13 protein-coding genes are annotated in these 15242 nt (G+C 71.6%); 8 read left to right on the top strand and 5 right to left on the bottom strand.

Going from position 1 to position 15242, the window contains the following annotated elements; genetic code table 11:
* Positions 1-24: 24 nt before the first annotated feature.
* A complete protein-coding gene (locus tag ACIRHA_RS12695) occupies positions 25-1053 on the bottom strand; it encodes an asparaginase (protein ID WP_403843681.1) in 1029 nt (342 codons plus the stop codon).
* A gap of 142 nt (positions 1054-1195) precedes the next feature.
* Here ACIRHA_RS12695 and ACIRHA_RS12690 point away from each other — a divergent pair, with 142 nt between their 5' ends.
* Positions 1196-1645, top strand: coding sequence for an Lrp/AsnC family transcriptional regulator (locus ACIRHA_RS12690; RefSeq protein WP_403843679.1), 450 nt, complete (start codon positions 1196-1198; stop codon positions 1643-1645).
* Positions 1646-1677: 32 nt separating this feature from the next.
* Here ACIRHA_RS12690 and ACIRHA_RS12685 read toward each other — a convergent pair whose 3' ends face one another.
* Together ACIRHA_RS12685 and ACIRHA_RS12680 are read right to left on the bottom strand one after the other, a co-directional pair.
* The gene (locus ACIRHA_RS12685) at positions 1678-2844 is read right to left on the bottom strand and encodes an alanine--tRNA ligase-related protein (RefSeq protein WP_403843676.1); all 1167 of its coding nucleotides are present in this window, start codon (positions 2842-2844) and stop codon (positions 1678-1680) included.
* Between the two features lie 238 nt (positions 2845-3082).
* Positions 3083-3604, bottom strand: a complete 522-nt coding sequence (locus ACIRHA_RS12680) for a DUF6069 family protein (protein ID WP_403843674.1) — start codon at positions 3602-3604, stop codon at positions 3083-3085.
* Between the two features lie 211 nt (positions 3605-3815).
* On the opposite strand from ACIRHA_RS12680, the gene ACIRHA_RS12675 reads away from it, so the two are divergent.
* Both ACIRHA_RS12675 and ACIRHA_RS12670 read left to right on the top strand, forming a co-directional pair.
* On the top strand, positions 3816-5126 hold the full coding sequence (locus tag ACIRHA_RS12675; RefSeq protein WP_403843671.1) for a hypothetical protein: 1311 nt from the start codon (positions 3816-3818) through the stop codon (positions 5124-5126).
* Between the two features lie 41 nt (positions 5127-5167).
* Entirely contained in the window at positions 5168-6154 is a 987-nt protein-coding gene (locus ACIRHA_RS12670) for a TIGR00341 family protein (RefSeq protein ID WP_403843669.1), read from the top strand.
* A gap of 295 nt (positions 6155-6449) precedes the next feature.
* Here ACIRHA_RS12670 and ACIRHA_RS12665 read toward each other — a convergent pair whose 3' ends face one another.
* Entirely contained in the window at positions 6450-8087 is a 1638-nt protein-coding gene (locus ACIRHA_RS12665) for an acyl-CoA dehydrogenase family protein (RefSeq protein ID WP_403843666.1), read from the bottom strand.
* A gap of 26 nt (positions 8088-8113) precedes the next feature.
* A complete protein-coding gene (locus tag ACIRHA_RS12660) occupies positions 8114-8722 on the bottom strand; it encodes a TetR/AcrR family transcriptional regulator (RefSeq protein ID WP_403843664.1) in 609 nt (202 codons plus the stop codon).
* Positions 8723-8806: 84 nt separating this feature from the next.
* Between ACIRHA_RS12660 and ACIRHA_RS12655 the strand changes: the two genes are divergently transcribed.
* The 5 genes from ACIRHA_RS12655 (at position 8807) to ACIRHA_RS12635 (ending at position 15117) form a co-directional block, all read left to right on the top strand.
* The gene (locus ACIRHA_RS12655; protein WP_403843662.1) at positions 8807-10324 is read left to right on the top strand and encodes a class I adenylate-forming enzyme family protein; all 1518 of its coding nucleotides are present in this window, start codon (positions 8807-8809) and stop codon (positions 10322-10324) included.
* 24 nt (positions 10325-10348) lie between these two features.
* Positions 10349-10951: a TetR/AcrR family transcriptional regulator gene (locus tag ACIRHA_RS12650; RefSeq protein ID WP_403843660.1), complete on the top strand. Its 603-nt coding sequence runs from the start codon at positions 10349-10351 to the stop codon at positions 10949-10951.
* Between the two features lie 118 nt (positions 10952-11069).
* Positions 11070-12005: a TauD/TfdA dioxygenase family protein gene (locus tag ACIRHA_RS12645; protein WP_403843658.1), complete on the top strand. Its 936-nt coding sequence runs from the start codon at positions 11070-11072 to the stop codon at positions 12003-12005.
* Entirely contained in the window at positions 12002-13303 is a 1302-nt protein-coding gene (locus tag ACIRHA_RS12640; protein ID WP_403843656.1) for an MFS transporter, read from the top strand. The genes ACIRHA_RS12645 and ACIRHA_RS12640 overlap by 4 nt, the downstream gene beginning before the upstream one ends.
* A 98-nt stretch (positions 13304-13401) precedes the next feature.
* Entirely contained in the window at positions 13402-15117 is a 1716-nt protein-coding gene (locus tag ACIRHA_RS12635) for an aldehyde dehydrogenase family protein (RefSeq protein WP_403843653.1), read from the top strand.
* Positions 15118-15242 lie beyond the last annotated feature (125 nt).

Genomic DNA, 15242 nt, shown 5'->3' with positions numbered 1-15242 from the left:
TCCGGCCGCCGCGAGGTCCTGCGACTACGCGGCGGTCTGCTCGCCGGTCGGCTCCTCGCCGGCCGGCAGCGCGCCCGGCGCGTCGATCAGACGGCCGAGCAGGTCCGGCCGGGCGGCGGGGGAGACGTCCGCGAGGAGCGCGGCCAGCACGGCGATCCGGGTCTGGCCCGCGCGCAGCGTGCCGCTGAGCACGGCGCCCGCGGCGACCAGGTCCACGGCGCCGCCACCGGTGTAGATCTCGGCGAGCGGGCCCGCGGATACGCGCGTAGACACGGCGACGAGGACTCCTCGGCGTACGGCTGAGGACACCGCGTCGACCAGCTCCGGCGTCGCGTTCCCCGCGCCCGTGGCCACCAGCACGATGCCGCGCGCGCCCGCGGCGACGGCCGCCTCGAAGAGGGTGGCGTCGGCGTCGCTGTGGTGCATGACGATGTCGACGCGCGGTATCGCTTCACCGGCCTGCGGCTCCGGCAGCGGGGCCGGGCGGCTCGGCTTGTGGCGTATGTCGACGCGGCCGAAGCCGAGCCGGCCGAGCGGTCCTGCGGACGGGTCGGCGAAGGCGTCGGCCGCGAGGGTCTGCGTCTTCACGGTGCCGCGCGCCGCGTGCACCTTCCCGTCGAAGGCGATGAGCACGCCCAGGTCCCGTACGTTCGCGGCGAGTTGGAGCGCGTCGTACATGTTCCCCGGTCCGTCGCCCTCGGCCTGGCCGAGCGGCTTCTGGGCGCCGGTGAAGACGACCGGGCGCGGGTCGTCGTGGTGCAGGTCGAGCAGGAACGCGGACTCCTCCAGGGTGTCCGTGCCGTGCGTGACCACGATGCCGTCGACGGCCGGGTCGGCGAGCACCTCGCGCACCGTGCGCAGCAGCGTCAGCTGGAGCTCCGTCGTCATCCGCGAGCTGTTCACGTTGAACAGGTCGACGACGGTCACCTCGACCCCCTCCGGCAGCGCGGCCGACGCCAGCACCGTGTCCCCGCCGGCGTCGGCGGCGTAGCCGGTGCCCTGCCAGCGGCTGGCGATGGTGCCTCCGGTGCTGATGAGGGTGATGCGTGCCATGTGACCTGCCTCGCCAAGAGTCGGTGCTCCCGCGCGCGTGGGGAGCGTATGTTCGATCTACAGCAAGGATAAATCCTGATCTGCGCAATCGGATTGCGAATCCTGGCCGATGATCGCGCAAAGCGTGGTGCATGATTGCGCCATGGACCGGATCGACCTGCATATCTTGCGTGAGCTCCAGGAGGACGGCCGCCTGAGCAATCAGGACCTGGCCGCACGCGTCGGCCTCAGCCCGTCCCCGTGCATGCGCCGCGTGCGGCAGCTGGAGAAGGACGGCGTCATCCAGGGCTATCGCGCGGTCGTCGACCCGGACGCCGTCGGCCGCGGCTTCGAGGTCCTCGTCTCCATCGAGGTGCGCCGCGACCGCGCCTCCGTGGAGGCCTTCGAGCACGCGCTTCAGGATATCCCCGACGTCATCGAGGCCTACCGGCTCTTCGGCAGTCCCGGCTGCATGCTGCGCATCGCGGTCGCCGACCTCGCCGCGTACGAACGCCTGTGGATCGAGGAGCTCACCGCGCTCGACGGGGTCACAGAGGTGAACTCGCAGATCATCATGAAGCGCATCAAGGAGCCGAAGGGGCTGCCGGTCTAGCGTCCTGGAGGAGCAGCCCCTTCAACCCGCGTCTACTGCTCCCGCAGGCCCAGCACCAGCTCGCGCGGCAGCCCGTGCGTGTCGTGCAGATAGTGCAGGTCGTCCTCGTTCAGCGGGCCCGAGAACCGCGGCCGCGACAGCACCTTTCTGCCGCGCTCCAGGAGCCGGTCGAAGCGCAGCTCCTCGTCGAGCAGCACCTGGCGTACGCGGGACGGGCCGAGGTCCTGGCGGAAGTGGTCCAGGGTGTGCCGGATCAGCTCGACCGGCAGGTCCCCGAGCGTGCGGGTCGGATCCTCGCGGCGCAGCACGGTCAGCACCCGCCGGATCAGCCGGCGCAGCACGTACCCGCGTCCGGTGTTCGACGGCCGCACCCCGTCGCCGACGATCACGACGGACGAGCGCAGATGGTCGACGACCACCCGCAGCGACGGCTCGTCCAGCGGCCAGAGGCCCGGCAGCAGCAGCCGCCACGGATCGAAGACGTCGCACTCGAAGACGGACGGCTTCCCCTGCAGCAGGGAGGACAGCCGCTCCAGGCCGAGGCCCGTGTCGACGTTGCGCTGGGGGAGCGGCACCAACGAGCCGTCGTCCAGGCGCCGGTAACGCATCGTCACGTGGTTCCACACCTCCACCCAGCGCTCGTCCTTGGTCGGGCTCGACTCCGGCGGGGTGTCCCCGGTCCACAGGAAGATCTCCGAGTCCGGACCGCAAGGACCGGTCGGCCCGTTGTCCCACCAGTTGTCCTCGACGGTCTCCTCGATCGGCAACCCGCGCCGCTCCCACACCTCCCGCGAACCGGTGTCGGGCCCTGTCTGCCCGTCGCCGCCGAACACGGTCACGTACAGCATCCGCGGATCGATGCCGAAGCCCTCGGTGAGCAGCTCGTACCCCCACTCCAGGCTCTGCGGCCCCTCGTAGTCGCCGAGCGACCACGTGCCGAGCATCTCGAAGACCGTCAGATGCGTGGGGTCGCCGACCTCCTCCAGGTCCGTGGTCCGCAGACACCGCTGTATGTTGACGAGCCGCCGGCCCAGCGGATGGGGGCTGCCCTCCAGGTACGGGGTGAGCGGATGCATCCCGGAGGTGGTGAACAGGACCGGGTCGCCGGGCGGCGGCAGCAGTGTCGAGCCGGTGACGCGGCGGTGGCCGCGGTCCTCGTAGAACTCGGTGAACGTGCGGACGACGTCGTCGGTGCGCATGGGGTGACTCCTTCGCGTGATGCGGGCGAAAGGCACCGGAAGCGGCCGACGGAGCGCGTTGGGGCAACAGAAAACCGGCGGCCGTTTCCGGTCGCCGGTGGGAAAACTGGTACGTCAGGCGGCGGCAACCGGCGAGCTGGTCGCTCGCGCGGTCGCGGTGGTGGTGCTGCCCATGACGTTCATGAGTCCGAGGGTAACGCGGCCGCCGGGTCCGGGCCACGAGTTTTCCGGGGCCCGGTCAGTAGCGCCGCACCGCACCCCTCGCCACGGAGGACAGCAGGGAGCCGATGGCGATGCCGATCACGAGATACACGCCCGCGGTGCCGAGCTTCGCCTGCCACGTGAGCCCGGTCGTGAACGGCAGCAGCACCATGACCGCGGTCGCGAGGCCGATGATCCAGGCGAAGAAGCGCTCGGGCCGCGGGGTCGCCACGATCAGCAGGTTGAGGAGCGCGGTCGCGACGAGCGCCGCCACCGCGGCGCCGCCCGCGAGCGCTCCGGTGGTCGCGTTGCCCATCAGGCCGTCGCCCTCCGGCGCGAACACCGGGACGTCGAGCACGCCTCGTACGAGGAGGAGGGCGACCACCGCGGTGAGGGCGGCGATCACGGCGGTCATCAGCCCGCCCGCCCACAGCTTTCCGGCGTCGAGGCGGGGCTGCGGCTGTGGCTCGGGTGCGTAGCCGGGTTCGGCCTGGCCGTACGACTGGCCATACGGCTGGCCGTAGGACTGGTGCCCGTAGGGCGAGTTCTGTGGATCCACGATGAGGCTTTCCGGTCGAGTTCCGGGTGCGGCGGATGTCCGGTGCAGTATTACCCGCCGTATTCGCCCCCGCATTTCGGGCGAATCATCCGGGGTGCCCCGGTGGCCTCGCCGTTCACTCGCCTGGCTCCGTCCGCTCGCCCGGTGGCGGCGCAGCGGTTCCCCTTGCTTTCACAACAGCGTGCGCTCGCGCGTCTACAAGGAGGCAACGGTGGCGGAGGACACGGCGCCCATGGACCCTGCCGAGCAGGCCGAACTCGCGCGACTGCGGGGCCGGGTGGCCGAGTTGGAGGCCGAGCGCGGAGGCCGGCGGCACCGGGGGCGGTCGTTCCTCGCCGTCGTGCTCATCGTGATCGGCTGCGTCCTCGCGCCGCTCGGCATCGTCGCGTCCTGGGCGGCCGACACCGTCGGCGACACCGACCGCTACGTCGCCACCGTCGGCCCGCTCGCCTCGGACCCCGACATCCAGAAGGCCGTCGCGAACCGCGCCACGAACGCGATCATGCAGCGGATCGACCTGCAGTCCCTGCTCTCCGAGGTGCCCACCGATGACCGGCCGCTCGTGGACAAGTCCCTGGGCAAGCTGGGTGACTCCCTCGAAGGCGCGGTCCGCAGCTTCGTCCAGGACAAGGCGCAGGGGGTCGTCGCCTCCGACGCCTTCGAGAACATCTGGAAGCAGACCAACCGCAAGGCCCACAGCGCCCTCGACAAGGCACTGACCGGCAGCGGCGGCGGGGCGGTCGAGCTGAAGGGCGGCGACACCGTCACCCTCGACCTCGGCCCGGTCGTCGAACAGGTCAAGCAGCGCCTCGTCGACTCCGGCCTCACCGTCGCCGCGAAGATCCCCGAGGTGCACACCGAGTTCACGCTCGTCACGAACGACAACATCGGCAAGGCCAAGACGTACATGCGGCTGTTGCAGGTGATGGGCAACTGGCTGCCGGTCCTCGCCCTCGTCCTCGTCGCGGCGGGCGTGCTGCTCTCCGTACGCCGCCGGAGGTCGCTCGTGGCCACCGCGCTCGCGGTCGCCGTGAGCTGCGGTCTGCTCGGCATCGGGCTCCGCGTCTTCCGCGTGATCTACCTCGACCGGCTGCCGGGAGGCGTCTCGCAGGACGCGGCGGCCGCGGTCTACGACACCATGACGCACTTCCTGTTCACCATGGTCCGGATGGTCGTCGCGCTCGGCGTCGTCGTGGCGCTCGGCGCGTGGCTCACCGGGCGCGGCAAGCGGGCCCGCCTGGTGCGCGGGCTGTGGATCTCCGGCATCGACGCGACGCGGGTCACCGCGGACCGGGCCGGATTCCGTACGGGGCCGGTGGGCCCGTTCGTGCGGGACCACCGCACCTGGATCGTCTGGATCCTGATCGCGGGCTCGCTCCTCGTCTACCTGCTCTGGTCGTACCCGACCGGGTGGGTGGTCGTCGGCATCGCGCTGTGCCTGCTGTTCCTGCTGGCGGTGGTGGAGTTCCTGGCGGCGGTGGGGAACGGGGCCGGCGACGGGGACGCCGTGCCGGGACGGTGAGGGGGGCGATGGGAAAGGTCGACGCGGCCACAGTCGGCCGCATGACGGACACCCTGTTCATCGAGCGCTCGTGGAAGAGCCCCGGCTCGACCCGGTTCTGGGGGCTGCTCGTGCTGGCGGCGGTGATCGCGGCCGCAGGTGTGGTGGGCGACTCGACGGCCACGGTCATCGGCGCGATGATCGTCGCCCCGCTGATGACACCGATCCTCGGCAGCGCGCTCGCCCTGGTCCTCGCGGACCGTTCCCAGGTCGTCCGGTGCGTGCTGCTCGTCCTCTGCGGGGCGCTCGCGGTGGTGGCGATCGGGATGCTGCTGGGGTGGATCGCGGCGCCGCCCGACGACTTCGCGTCGAACTCGCAGGTGTCGTCGAGGATCAGCCCGCGCCTCATCGATCTGCTGGCCGCGCTCGCCACGGGCACGGTGGGCGCGTTCGCGCTGGTCCGCGCGGACATCTCCGACACGCTGCCGGGCGTCGCGATCGCCATCTCGCTGGTGCCGCCGCTGGCCGTCACGGGGCTGCTGATCACGGTGGGCCGATTCCACGACGCGAGCGAGTCCGCGCTCCTGTTCGCCACGAACGTCGCCGCGATCGTGGCGACCGGCACCGTGGTCTTCCTCGTGTACGGGATCCGGGGTGCGGCCCGGGAGTCCACGTGGCACGTGGGGGAGTTCCACGGCCGTACGTTGGTGGCGGTGGTCGGGCTGCTGGTACTGATCGCGGTGCCGCTCACCACGGGCACGGTGTCGGTGTGGCGGGACCGGATCCTCGCGGCGGACGCGCGGCCGGTCGCCGAGGAGTGGGCGGCGACGGGGAAGTGGCAGATCGCGTCCGTGGAGGCCCGCCAAGGCGTGGTGGTGATCGGCGTCCTCGGCCTGCCACCGCAGCCGGCCCCCACGGCCCTCCGCACCGCCCTCGACCGCAACGGCATGTCCGCCGCGGACCTGGAACTCCACCTGGTGGGCGGGCGTACGCACTGGTGCGCGGCGGGTGGCGTGACCTGCGAGGTAAGGGGCACGCAGCCCGGTTGAGCCATTCAAGGCCCGCCGGCGTTGCGCACCCGGGGCTCCGCCCCGGACCCCGCTGCTCAATCGCCGCAGGGGCTTGAAAGGCCTGCTCAATCGCCGCGGAGGCTGAGAGGCCTGCTCAATCGCCGCGGAGGCTGAGAGGCCTGCTCAATCGCCGCGGGGCTTGAAAGGCCTGCTTAATCGCCGGCGGGGCTTGACAGATCAAGCCTCGCCGGCGATTGGTATTTCCAGCCCCGCCGGCGTTTGAGGCGCGGGGTCCGGGGCGGAGCCCCGTGGCGTCAACCCCGGGGCCGCCGAGTTACGCGGGCAGCCGTTCCAGAATCGCCCCGAAGCCCACCGCGGGCGGCAACGTACCGAAAGCCAACCCCCGATCGCCGGCCAGGCGACTCGCGCAGAAGGCGTCGGCCACCGCGGCCGGCGCGTGCCGCACCAGGAGCGAGCCCTGAAGTACGAGCGCCGCCCGCTCGATCACCCGCCGCGCACGCAACTGCGCATCCTCGGGCGAGCCCAACTCCACCTGAAGCTCCCGCCACGCACCGTCCAGACGGGCATCCGCCCCGGACGCCGCCTCGACCTCCGCCCGGAACGCCTCCAGGGACTCCGGCTCGCGGGTCAACGCCCGCAGCATGTCGAGCGCGTTGACGTTCCCGGAGCCCTCCCAGATCCCGTTGAGCGGGGCCTCCCGGTACAGCCGCGGCATGCCTGACGCCTCGTCATAACCGTTGCCTCCGAGGCACTCCAGGGCCTCCGCGACCGCCACCGGCTGCCGCTTGCACACCCAGTACTTGCCCACCGCCGTCGCCAGCCGAAGGAACGCCCGCTCACCCGCGTCCCCGCGCTGCGCCCGGTCCGCCGCGCCGGCAAGCCGCAGCCCGAGCGTCGTCGCCGCCTCCGACTCCAGGGCCAGGTCCGCGAGGACGTTGCGCATCAACGGCTGGTCGATCAACTTCGCCCCGAACACGGAACGGTGACGTGAATGGTGCGCCGCCTGTGCCAGCGACTCGCGCACATGTGCCGCCGACCCGAGGACGCAATCGAGCCGCGTCATCGTCACCATGTCGATGATGGTGCGCACGCCCTTGCCCTCGTCCCCGACGAGCCATGCCACCGTGTCGTCGAACTCCGGCTCGCTGGACGCGTTCGACCGGTTGCCGAGCTTGTCTTTGAGGCGCTGGATGCGGAACGTATTGCGCGACCCGTCCGGCAGCACACGCGGAACCAGGAAGCACGACAACCCGCCCGGCGCCTGCGCGAGCACCAGGAACACGTCGTTCATCGGCGCCGACGTGAACCACTTGTGCCCGCGCAGCCGCCACGCGCCGTCCGCCTGCTCGACCGCGGCCGTCGTGTTCGCGCGCACATCCGTGCCGCCCTGCTTCTCCGTCATGCCCATCCCGGCGAGCAAGCCGCGCTTGTCTGCGGGGGCGCGGAGCCCGGGCTCGTAGACGGTGCTCGTGAGCAACGGCTCGTAGACCTTGGCGAGTTCGGGCGCGCGGCGCAGCGCGGGCACGACCGCGTACGTCATGGAGACCGGGCACATGTGCCCCTGCTCCAGCATCGTGGCGAGCATGAAGGTGCCTGCACGGGCCACGTGTGCGCCCGGCCGCTCGTCCGCCCACGCGGAACCCGCCGCGCCCGCGGCCACCGTCGCACGCATCAGCGAGTGGTACGAGGGGTGGAAATCCACCTCGTCGACGCGGTTGCCGTAGCGGTCGTGGGTGCGCAGCTCCGGCTCGTGCCGGTTGGCCTGGTCGGCCCAGAGGCGGGCCTCCTCGCTGCCGACGTAGCGGCCGAAGCGGTGCAGCTCGTCGATGTGCCACTCGGCGCCCTCGCGGCGAATCCCCTCCAGGAGGACCGGGTCGTCGGCGGCGTCGTGGCCCGTCAACGGCGGGGCCTGGTTGGTCACTTCGTGGGTCACCGAAGGGTTCGAGTGCATCAGGGGGCTCCTCCAACGAGTACGGGTCAGGCGGTGGGTGCGCCCGCGCAGCGCAGCGCCATGGCGGTGAGTTCGGTGATCAGTTCGCTGCCGGAGGCCTCGTCGTGGGCGGCGAGCGGATCGGCGAGCACCTCGCCGATCGCGCCGGTGAGCGCGGCCGCGGTGATCGCGCCGTCCTGCTTCGGCAGCAGCCCTGCTGCCATGCCCTCGTGCACGACCTCGGCGAACAGGGTGTGGTAGCGGCGCCGGTAGTCGATGCGCTCGGCGCCGACCTTGGGGTCGGCGGGGGCGACGAGCAGGGCGTGCGCGAGGCCGCGGTTCTCCAGGGCGCGGCGGGCGAACACCTCTACCCCGCGCTGCAGCCGCAGCACCGGGTCGCCGTCCCCCTGGAGCACCTCGCCGATCACGGACACCTCCCGCGCCGCGGCCCGCCGGAACACCTCGACCGCGAGCGCCGCCTTCGACGGAAAGTGCTGGTAGACCGAGCCCGCCGCGATCCCGGCGGCATCGGCGACCGCCGTCACGGACGCCTGCGCCCAGCCCACCTCGGCGACGACCGAGGTGGCGCACGCGACCAGGTGCTCGCGCGCCGTTTCGAGTCGACGGATTTCGGCTGGGGTCTTGCGGTAGGCCATGCAAGCAGTGAACCATCATTCAGAGTTTCCCGCCATGGTCGGTCCCGAGGGTTCCAGGGCCGCCGGCTCGTCAGGAGAACGTGAATGCACCTCAGTGCCCTGCTGGACAGCGCTGTTCGCTCGGGCGGCACGAAGGACGCCGTCGTCTACCGCGAACAGCGGTGGAACTACCGGGAGTTCGCCGACGCCGCCCGCCGCGCCGCGACCGCGCTGCGCGAGGCGGGCCTCGGCCCCGGCGACCGCCTCGCCGTGATGACGTACAACACCCCGGCGTTCCTCTTCGCCGCCTTCGGTGCCTGGAGCCTCGGGGCCACCCTCGTACCGTTCAACCACAAGCTGCAGACGGACGAGGTGGCGCGCCAGCTGAAGCACTGCGGGGCGCGCGTCGCCCTCGTCGACGCGGAGATCGGCGCGCGGGCGACCGCCGCGGACCCGGACGTACGCTGGCTGACCAGCCACCCGGACACCCCGGCCGAAGCGCTCCCGGCCGACGCCTTCGAGGCGCTCGTCGCGGCCGCCGAACCGTACGAGGCGGAGGACCGCCCCGACGCCGACGTGGCGGAGATCCTCTACACGTCCGGCACCTCCGGCACCCCCAAGGGATGCGTCCACTCGCACCGCACCGCCGCCCTGACCGCCGCGTACTCCGCGGCGACGATGTCGATCCAGCAGGACGAGCGCTTCCTGATCTGCATGCCGATCTGGCACGCGGCGCCGCTCAACAACATGACCCTCGGCACCCTGTTCGCGGGCGGCACGGTGGTGCTGCAGCGCGAGTACGAGCCGCGCGGCATGCTCGAACTCATCCAGCGCGAGCGGATCACCGCGCTGTTCGGCGCGCCCATCGCACTCATCGCCCCGCTCCAGGCGGTCCCGGACCACGCCGACTACGACGTGTCGTCCGTCCGCGCCTGGCTCTACGGCGCGGGCCCGCTCGACGCGGACACCGTGCGCCGCCTCATGAAGGCGTACGGCACGGAGAACTTCCAGCAGGTGTACGGGATGAGCGAGACCGGGCCCGCGGGCGCCTCGCTCCTGCCGGCCGAGCACGCGGCCAAGGCGGGCGCGATCGGGCGCGGCGGCATGCCGGGCGTGGACCTGCGCGTCGTACGCCCCGACGGTCGCGACGCGGAGCCCGGCGAGAGCGGCGAGATCTGGCTGCGCACCGACACCCGCATGCTCGGCTACCTGGACGACGAGGCGGCCACAGCCGAGGTGTTCGCCGGTGACTGGTACCGCAGCGGTGACCTGGGCCAGATCGACGAGGACGGCTATGTCACGCTCGTCGACCGGATGAAGGACGTGATCATCACAGGCGGCGAGAACGTCGCGTCGCAGGAGGTCGAGGGCGCGCTGCGGGGTCACCCGGACGTGCTCGACGTCGCCGTCGTCGGCCGCCCGCACCCGCAGTGGGGAGAGACCGTCGTGGCCTTCGTCGTCCCGAGCGAGGGCGCCGGGATCGATCTGGCCGGGATGCGGGTGTGGCTGGAGGAGCGGATCGCCCGCTACAAGGTGCCGCGCGAGCTGATCCTGCGCGACACCCTTCCGCGTACGCCCTCCGGCAAGATCACCAAGCATGTGCTGCGGGCCGAACTGACCTGATGGGCCCCGCTGTAGGGTCTCGGCATGGCCGATGAGCAGGTAAAGCAAGCGCGCAGGGGGCCGGGCCGGCCGCGCCAGGAGCACGTCACCAAGGCCGTGCTCCAGGCCGTCGTCGAGCTGGTGGCGGAGGAAGGCATGGGCGCGCTGACCATGGACGCCGTCGCGACCCGCGCGGGCGTGAGCAAGCCGGCCATGTACCGGCGCTGGCCCACCAAGCAGGACCTGATCATCGCCGCCGCCGAGTCCCGCGTCGGGACGCTGACGGTGCCCGACATGGGGGACTTCAGGGCCGAACTGCGCGCGGTCCTCATGGAACGTGTGCGTGCCTACCGGCAGCCCGGTGTCGGCCGGCTGCTCGCCGGTGTGATCAGCGCGGCGGCGGAGGCCGGTGCGGGGCGCGAGGCGTTCCGGGCGTACGTGACGCGGGTGACCAGCGAGACGCGGCATGTGCTGGAGCGCGGCATCGCGCGCGGCGACGTGCGGCCCGACGTCCCGATCGCCGATGTCACGACCCTCATCGCGTCGTCCCTCGTCTTCCGGCTCGTCGCCGAGCAGCGGGCGCCGGAGAAGGAGCTGGTCGAATCCGTGGTGGACCTGATCGGCCGCGCGGTCGACGTCCGGCCGTGAAGCACGGGTAACCGTTCACTGACCCTCGGTCAAATCTCTTGCGGACCCCTTGCCCCGGCGCATTTCAATATCGATACTGCCGGTTACGTAATAGCGTTCGCTGTTGGGAGGACCCCCCATGCACGACGTCGCGACGGCCCCCGTCGAGAACCCCAAGCCGATCCTGGACAAGCCCCTGATGCACTACGGGCGCCGCGTCCTGGACCGCCTCGCGCCCGGCGCGGAGCAGGCGGACTACAAGCACTTCGAGGTCAACCCGCTCACCCCGCACTTCGGGGCCGTGCTCGGCGGCATCGACCTGACGAAGCCGATCACCGAGGAGCTCGCAGAGGAGCTGCGCCAGGCGCTCCTCGAATGGAAGGTGATCTTCTTCCGCGGCCAGACCGGCTTCAACGCCGAGAACCACCTCGCCCTCTCGGCCGTCTGGGGCCCGCCGGAGCCCAACCCGTTCTTCCCGAAGACCGAGACCGTCGGCCTGTCCCGGCTCGCCAAGGACGCCAAGGCCGCGGGCAACAAGAACATCTGGCACAGCGACCACTCCTTCATGGTCAACCCCTCACTCGGCGCCGTCCTGCGCGCCATCGAGGTGCCCGCAGCGGGCGGCGACACCATGTGGTGCGACATGGGCGCCGCGTACGACAACCTCCCCGACGACCTCAAGGAGCGGATCGAGAACCTCACCGCGGTCCACGACTGGGAGGCCAGCTGGGGCGCGCTCATGAACGACGAGCAGAAGGCCGCCTTCCGCGCCAACTGGCCGCAGGTCGAGCACCCCGTCGTCGTGCGCCACCCGCGCAGCGGCCGCAGGACCCTGTACGTGAACGAGCCGTTCACCCGGTACATCAAGGGCCTGTCCGAGGAGGAGAACCGCGAACTCCTCGACATCCTCGTGCTCCAGGCGCGCATCCCCGAGTTCCAGATCCGCTTCAACTGGGCGCCGGACTCGATCGCGATCTGGGACAACATCGCCGTCCAGCACTACGCGGTCAACGACTACTTCCCGGCCAAGCGCGTCATGGAGCGCATCGCCATCGCCGGAGTGCCGCTCTCGTGACCACCGCATCCGCCGCCATGCGCGGCACGGAAGCTGGCCCGGCCGCGCGCGGGAGCCGCCGCGCATGGACGGTGACCGCGCTCCTCGTGGTCTTCATGATGGTCAACTTCGCGGACAAGTCCGTGCTCGGCCTCGCCGCCGACGAGATCCGCGCCGATCTGCACCTGAGTGCCACCCAGTTCGGGCTCGCCAACAGCGCGTTCTTCCTGCTGTTCTCCGTCGCCGCGATCGTCGTGGGGATGGCGGCGGACCGGGTGTCCCCGAAGCTGCTGCTTCTGGTGATGGCCGTGCTCTGGTCGGTGGCGCAGGTGCCCGCGGCCGTCGGCGGGGGACTGGCCGTGCTCATCGGCTCGCGGGTGTTCCTGGGCGCCGCGGAGGGCCCGGCCTTCCCCGTCGCCCAGCAGGCCACGCTCTCCTGGTTCCCGAATGACAAGCGGAACCTGCCGAGCGCGCTGCTCACCATCGGCATCACGCTCGGCGTGATCATCTCCGCGCCCGGCCTGTCCTGGGTGATCCAGAACCACGGCTGGCGCTCGGCCCTGTGGGTGCTTGCCGCGATCGGCGTGGTGTGGGCGGTGCTGTGGTCGCTGTTCGGCGCGGACAGCCCGCGGGCCCGCGCCACGGCGACCACGAAGGCGGCCGACGACGGCGACGCCTTCGCGTCCAAGGTCCCGTACCGGAAGATCTTCGCCAGCCGTACGTGGATCGGCAGCACCCTCGCGTACTTCATGAGCTACTGGTCCGTCGCGCTGATGCTGGTGTGGATGCCGTCCTACCTGCGCAACGCGCTGGACTACTCGGCGTCCACCGCGGGCAAGTTGGTCGTCCTGCCCTGGGCCGTCGGCGCCGTCGTCCTGCTCGGGCAGGCCACGCTCACCGGCCGGCTCATGCGGCGCGGCGTCGTCAGCAGGAAGGCCCGCGGCTGGGTCGGCGGGTTCATGCTCGCGATCGGCGCCGTCTGCTGCCTCCTGACGCCGTTCGTCGACTCGGTGCCCGCGCAGACCGTGCTCGTCGCCCTCGGCTTCGGCTTCAGCGGCTCGTACGCCACCGTGGCCGCGACCACCGTCGCCGAACTCGCCCCGGCCTCCCGCAGCGGCGGCGCCCTGGGCCTGATGAACGCCCTCGTCACGGTGTCCGGGCTGCTCGCGCCCGCCGCCGTCGGCGCCCTCGTCGACGCGCAGGGCGACGCCGGGTACCAGCACGCCGTGCTCGTGACCGGGGTGCTCGTCGCGGTCGGCGCCGTGCTCGCCTTCGCCCTGATCGACCCGGAGCGCGACCGGGCCCGGTTGACCGGCTGAGCGCCCGTCACGCAGCCTGCCCTTACCGGGGGTTACCCCCGGATGGCATGATCGATGGCACGACCCCCCATTCCCCCCGCGTTTCCAAGGAGTTGACCGTGAGCGCCGCAGCAGCACTCGACACCTCACCGCTGGACCAGGCCGTCCGCGACCTGCGCGAGCACGCACCGTCCTGGACCGCGACGCCGCTGGACGAGCGCATCGCGCTCCTGGAGCGGACGCTCCCGCGGATCTCCGAGGGCGCCGCCGCGATGGTCGCCGACGCGTCCGCCGCCAAGGGCTACGCGGAGACCTCCGAGTGGGCCGCCGAGGACTGGATCACCGCGCCGTGGGCGCTCGCCCAGACGATCACCGCGTACCTGCACGTCCTGCGCCGCCTCGCCGCGGGCAAGGAGCCGGTCGACCCCAAGTCCGTGCGCAGCCACGAGGGCCGCACCGTCGTCGACGTCTTCCCCACGCTCACCTCCGACCGGCTGCTGCTGAACGGCTTCACGGCGCAGGTGTGGACGCTGCCCGGCACGACCCGCGAACAGGTCCTGGCCCGTGCGGCGGGGGAGTACCGGGGCCGGCAGGCCGAGCCGACCGTCTCCCTGGTGCTCGGCGCGGGCAACGTCGCGTCGATCACCCCGCTCGACATCCTCCAGAAGCTGTACGCGGAGGGCGAGGTCGTCATCGCCAAGATGAACCCCGTCAACGCGTATCTGCGCCCGCACTTCGAGAAGGTCTTCGCCGAGTACGTGGACCGCGGCTGGGTCCGCTTCGTGGACGGCGGCGCCGCCGAGGGCGCGTACCTCACCGGGCACGAGGACATCGACACCATCCACGTCACCGGCAGCGAGCGCACCCACGACGCGATCGTGTGGGGCGTCGACGAGCAGGCCGAGCAGCGCCGCGCGGAGGACACCCCGCTCAACGACAAGCCGTTCACCAGCGAGCTCGGCGGCGTCAGCCCCTGCATCGTGACGCCGGGCCCGTGGAGCGACGCCGACTTCCGCTTCCAGGCCGAGCACATCGTCACCAGCAAGCTCAACAACTCGGGCCACAACTGCATCGCCACGCAGGTCCTCGTGGTGCCCCGCGAGTGGGACGGCACGGAGAAGCTGCTCGCCGAGGTCCGCAAGGTCCTTGCCGAGCTTTCGCCGCGGCCCGACTACTACCCGGGCGCGGCCGACCGCGTCGCCAAGGTCACGGACGCCCACCCGCAGGCCGAGAAGCTCGGCATCGACGACTCCTGCCGCGTCCTCGTCCCCGAGATCGACGGCATGGACGACGTCCTGATCACCGACGAGGTGTTCGCCAGCGCCCTCGGTGTGGTCCGCCTCCCCGGCGCCGACGTGTCGCACTTCCTCGCCGCCGCCACGGAGTTCGCCAACGACAAGCTCCCCGGCACCCTCGGCGCCACGCTGCTCGTCCACCCGAAGACGGAGCGCGCCCACGCCGGCGCGGTCGCCGACGCGATCGCCGCGCTGCGCTACGGCACGCTCGGCGTCAACGTCTGGTCGGCCTTCGGCTTCCTGCTCGGCTACACGCCGTGGGGGGCCTTCCCGGGCAACACCCGGGGGGACATCGGCAGCGGCATCGGTTTCGTGCACAACGCGTTCATGCTGGAGGACATCGAGAAGACGGTGGTGCGCGCCCCCTTCGCCCCGTCCCCGCGCGGCCTCTTCACCGGCTCGCCGTCCCTCTCCCCGCGCCCGCCGTTCTACGTCACGAACCGCACGGGCCTCACGACGATGCAGCGCCTCACGTCCTACACGACGTCCCCGTCCCCGGCAAAGCTCCCGGCCATCTTCGCGTCGGCGCTGCGGGGCTGATTCCGGGGCCCGGCGCCGCACCGGGGCTCAAAAGCCGGGGCTCCGCCCCGGACCCCGCGCCTCAAACGCCGGCGGGGCTGGAAAGATCGCCTCAATCGCATCTTTTAAGCCCCTGCGGCGATTGA

This window comes from Streptomyces sp. NPDC102360, assembly GCF_044766085.1.
In the GTDB taxonomy this organism is placed as follows: domain Bacteria; phylum Actinomycetota; class Actinomycetes; order Streptomycetales; family Streptomycetaceae; genus Streptomyces.
The sequence above is the reverse complement of the archived record's forward strand: the minus strand, read 5'-3'. Positions and strand labels throughout refer to the sequence as shown.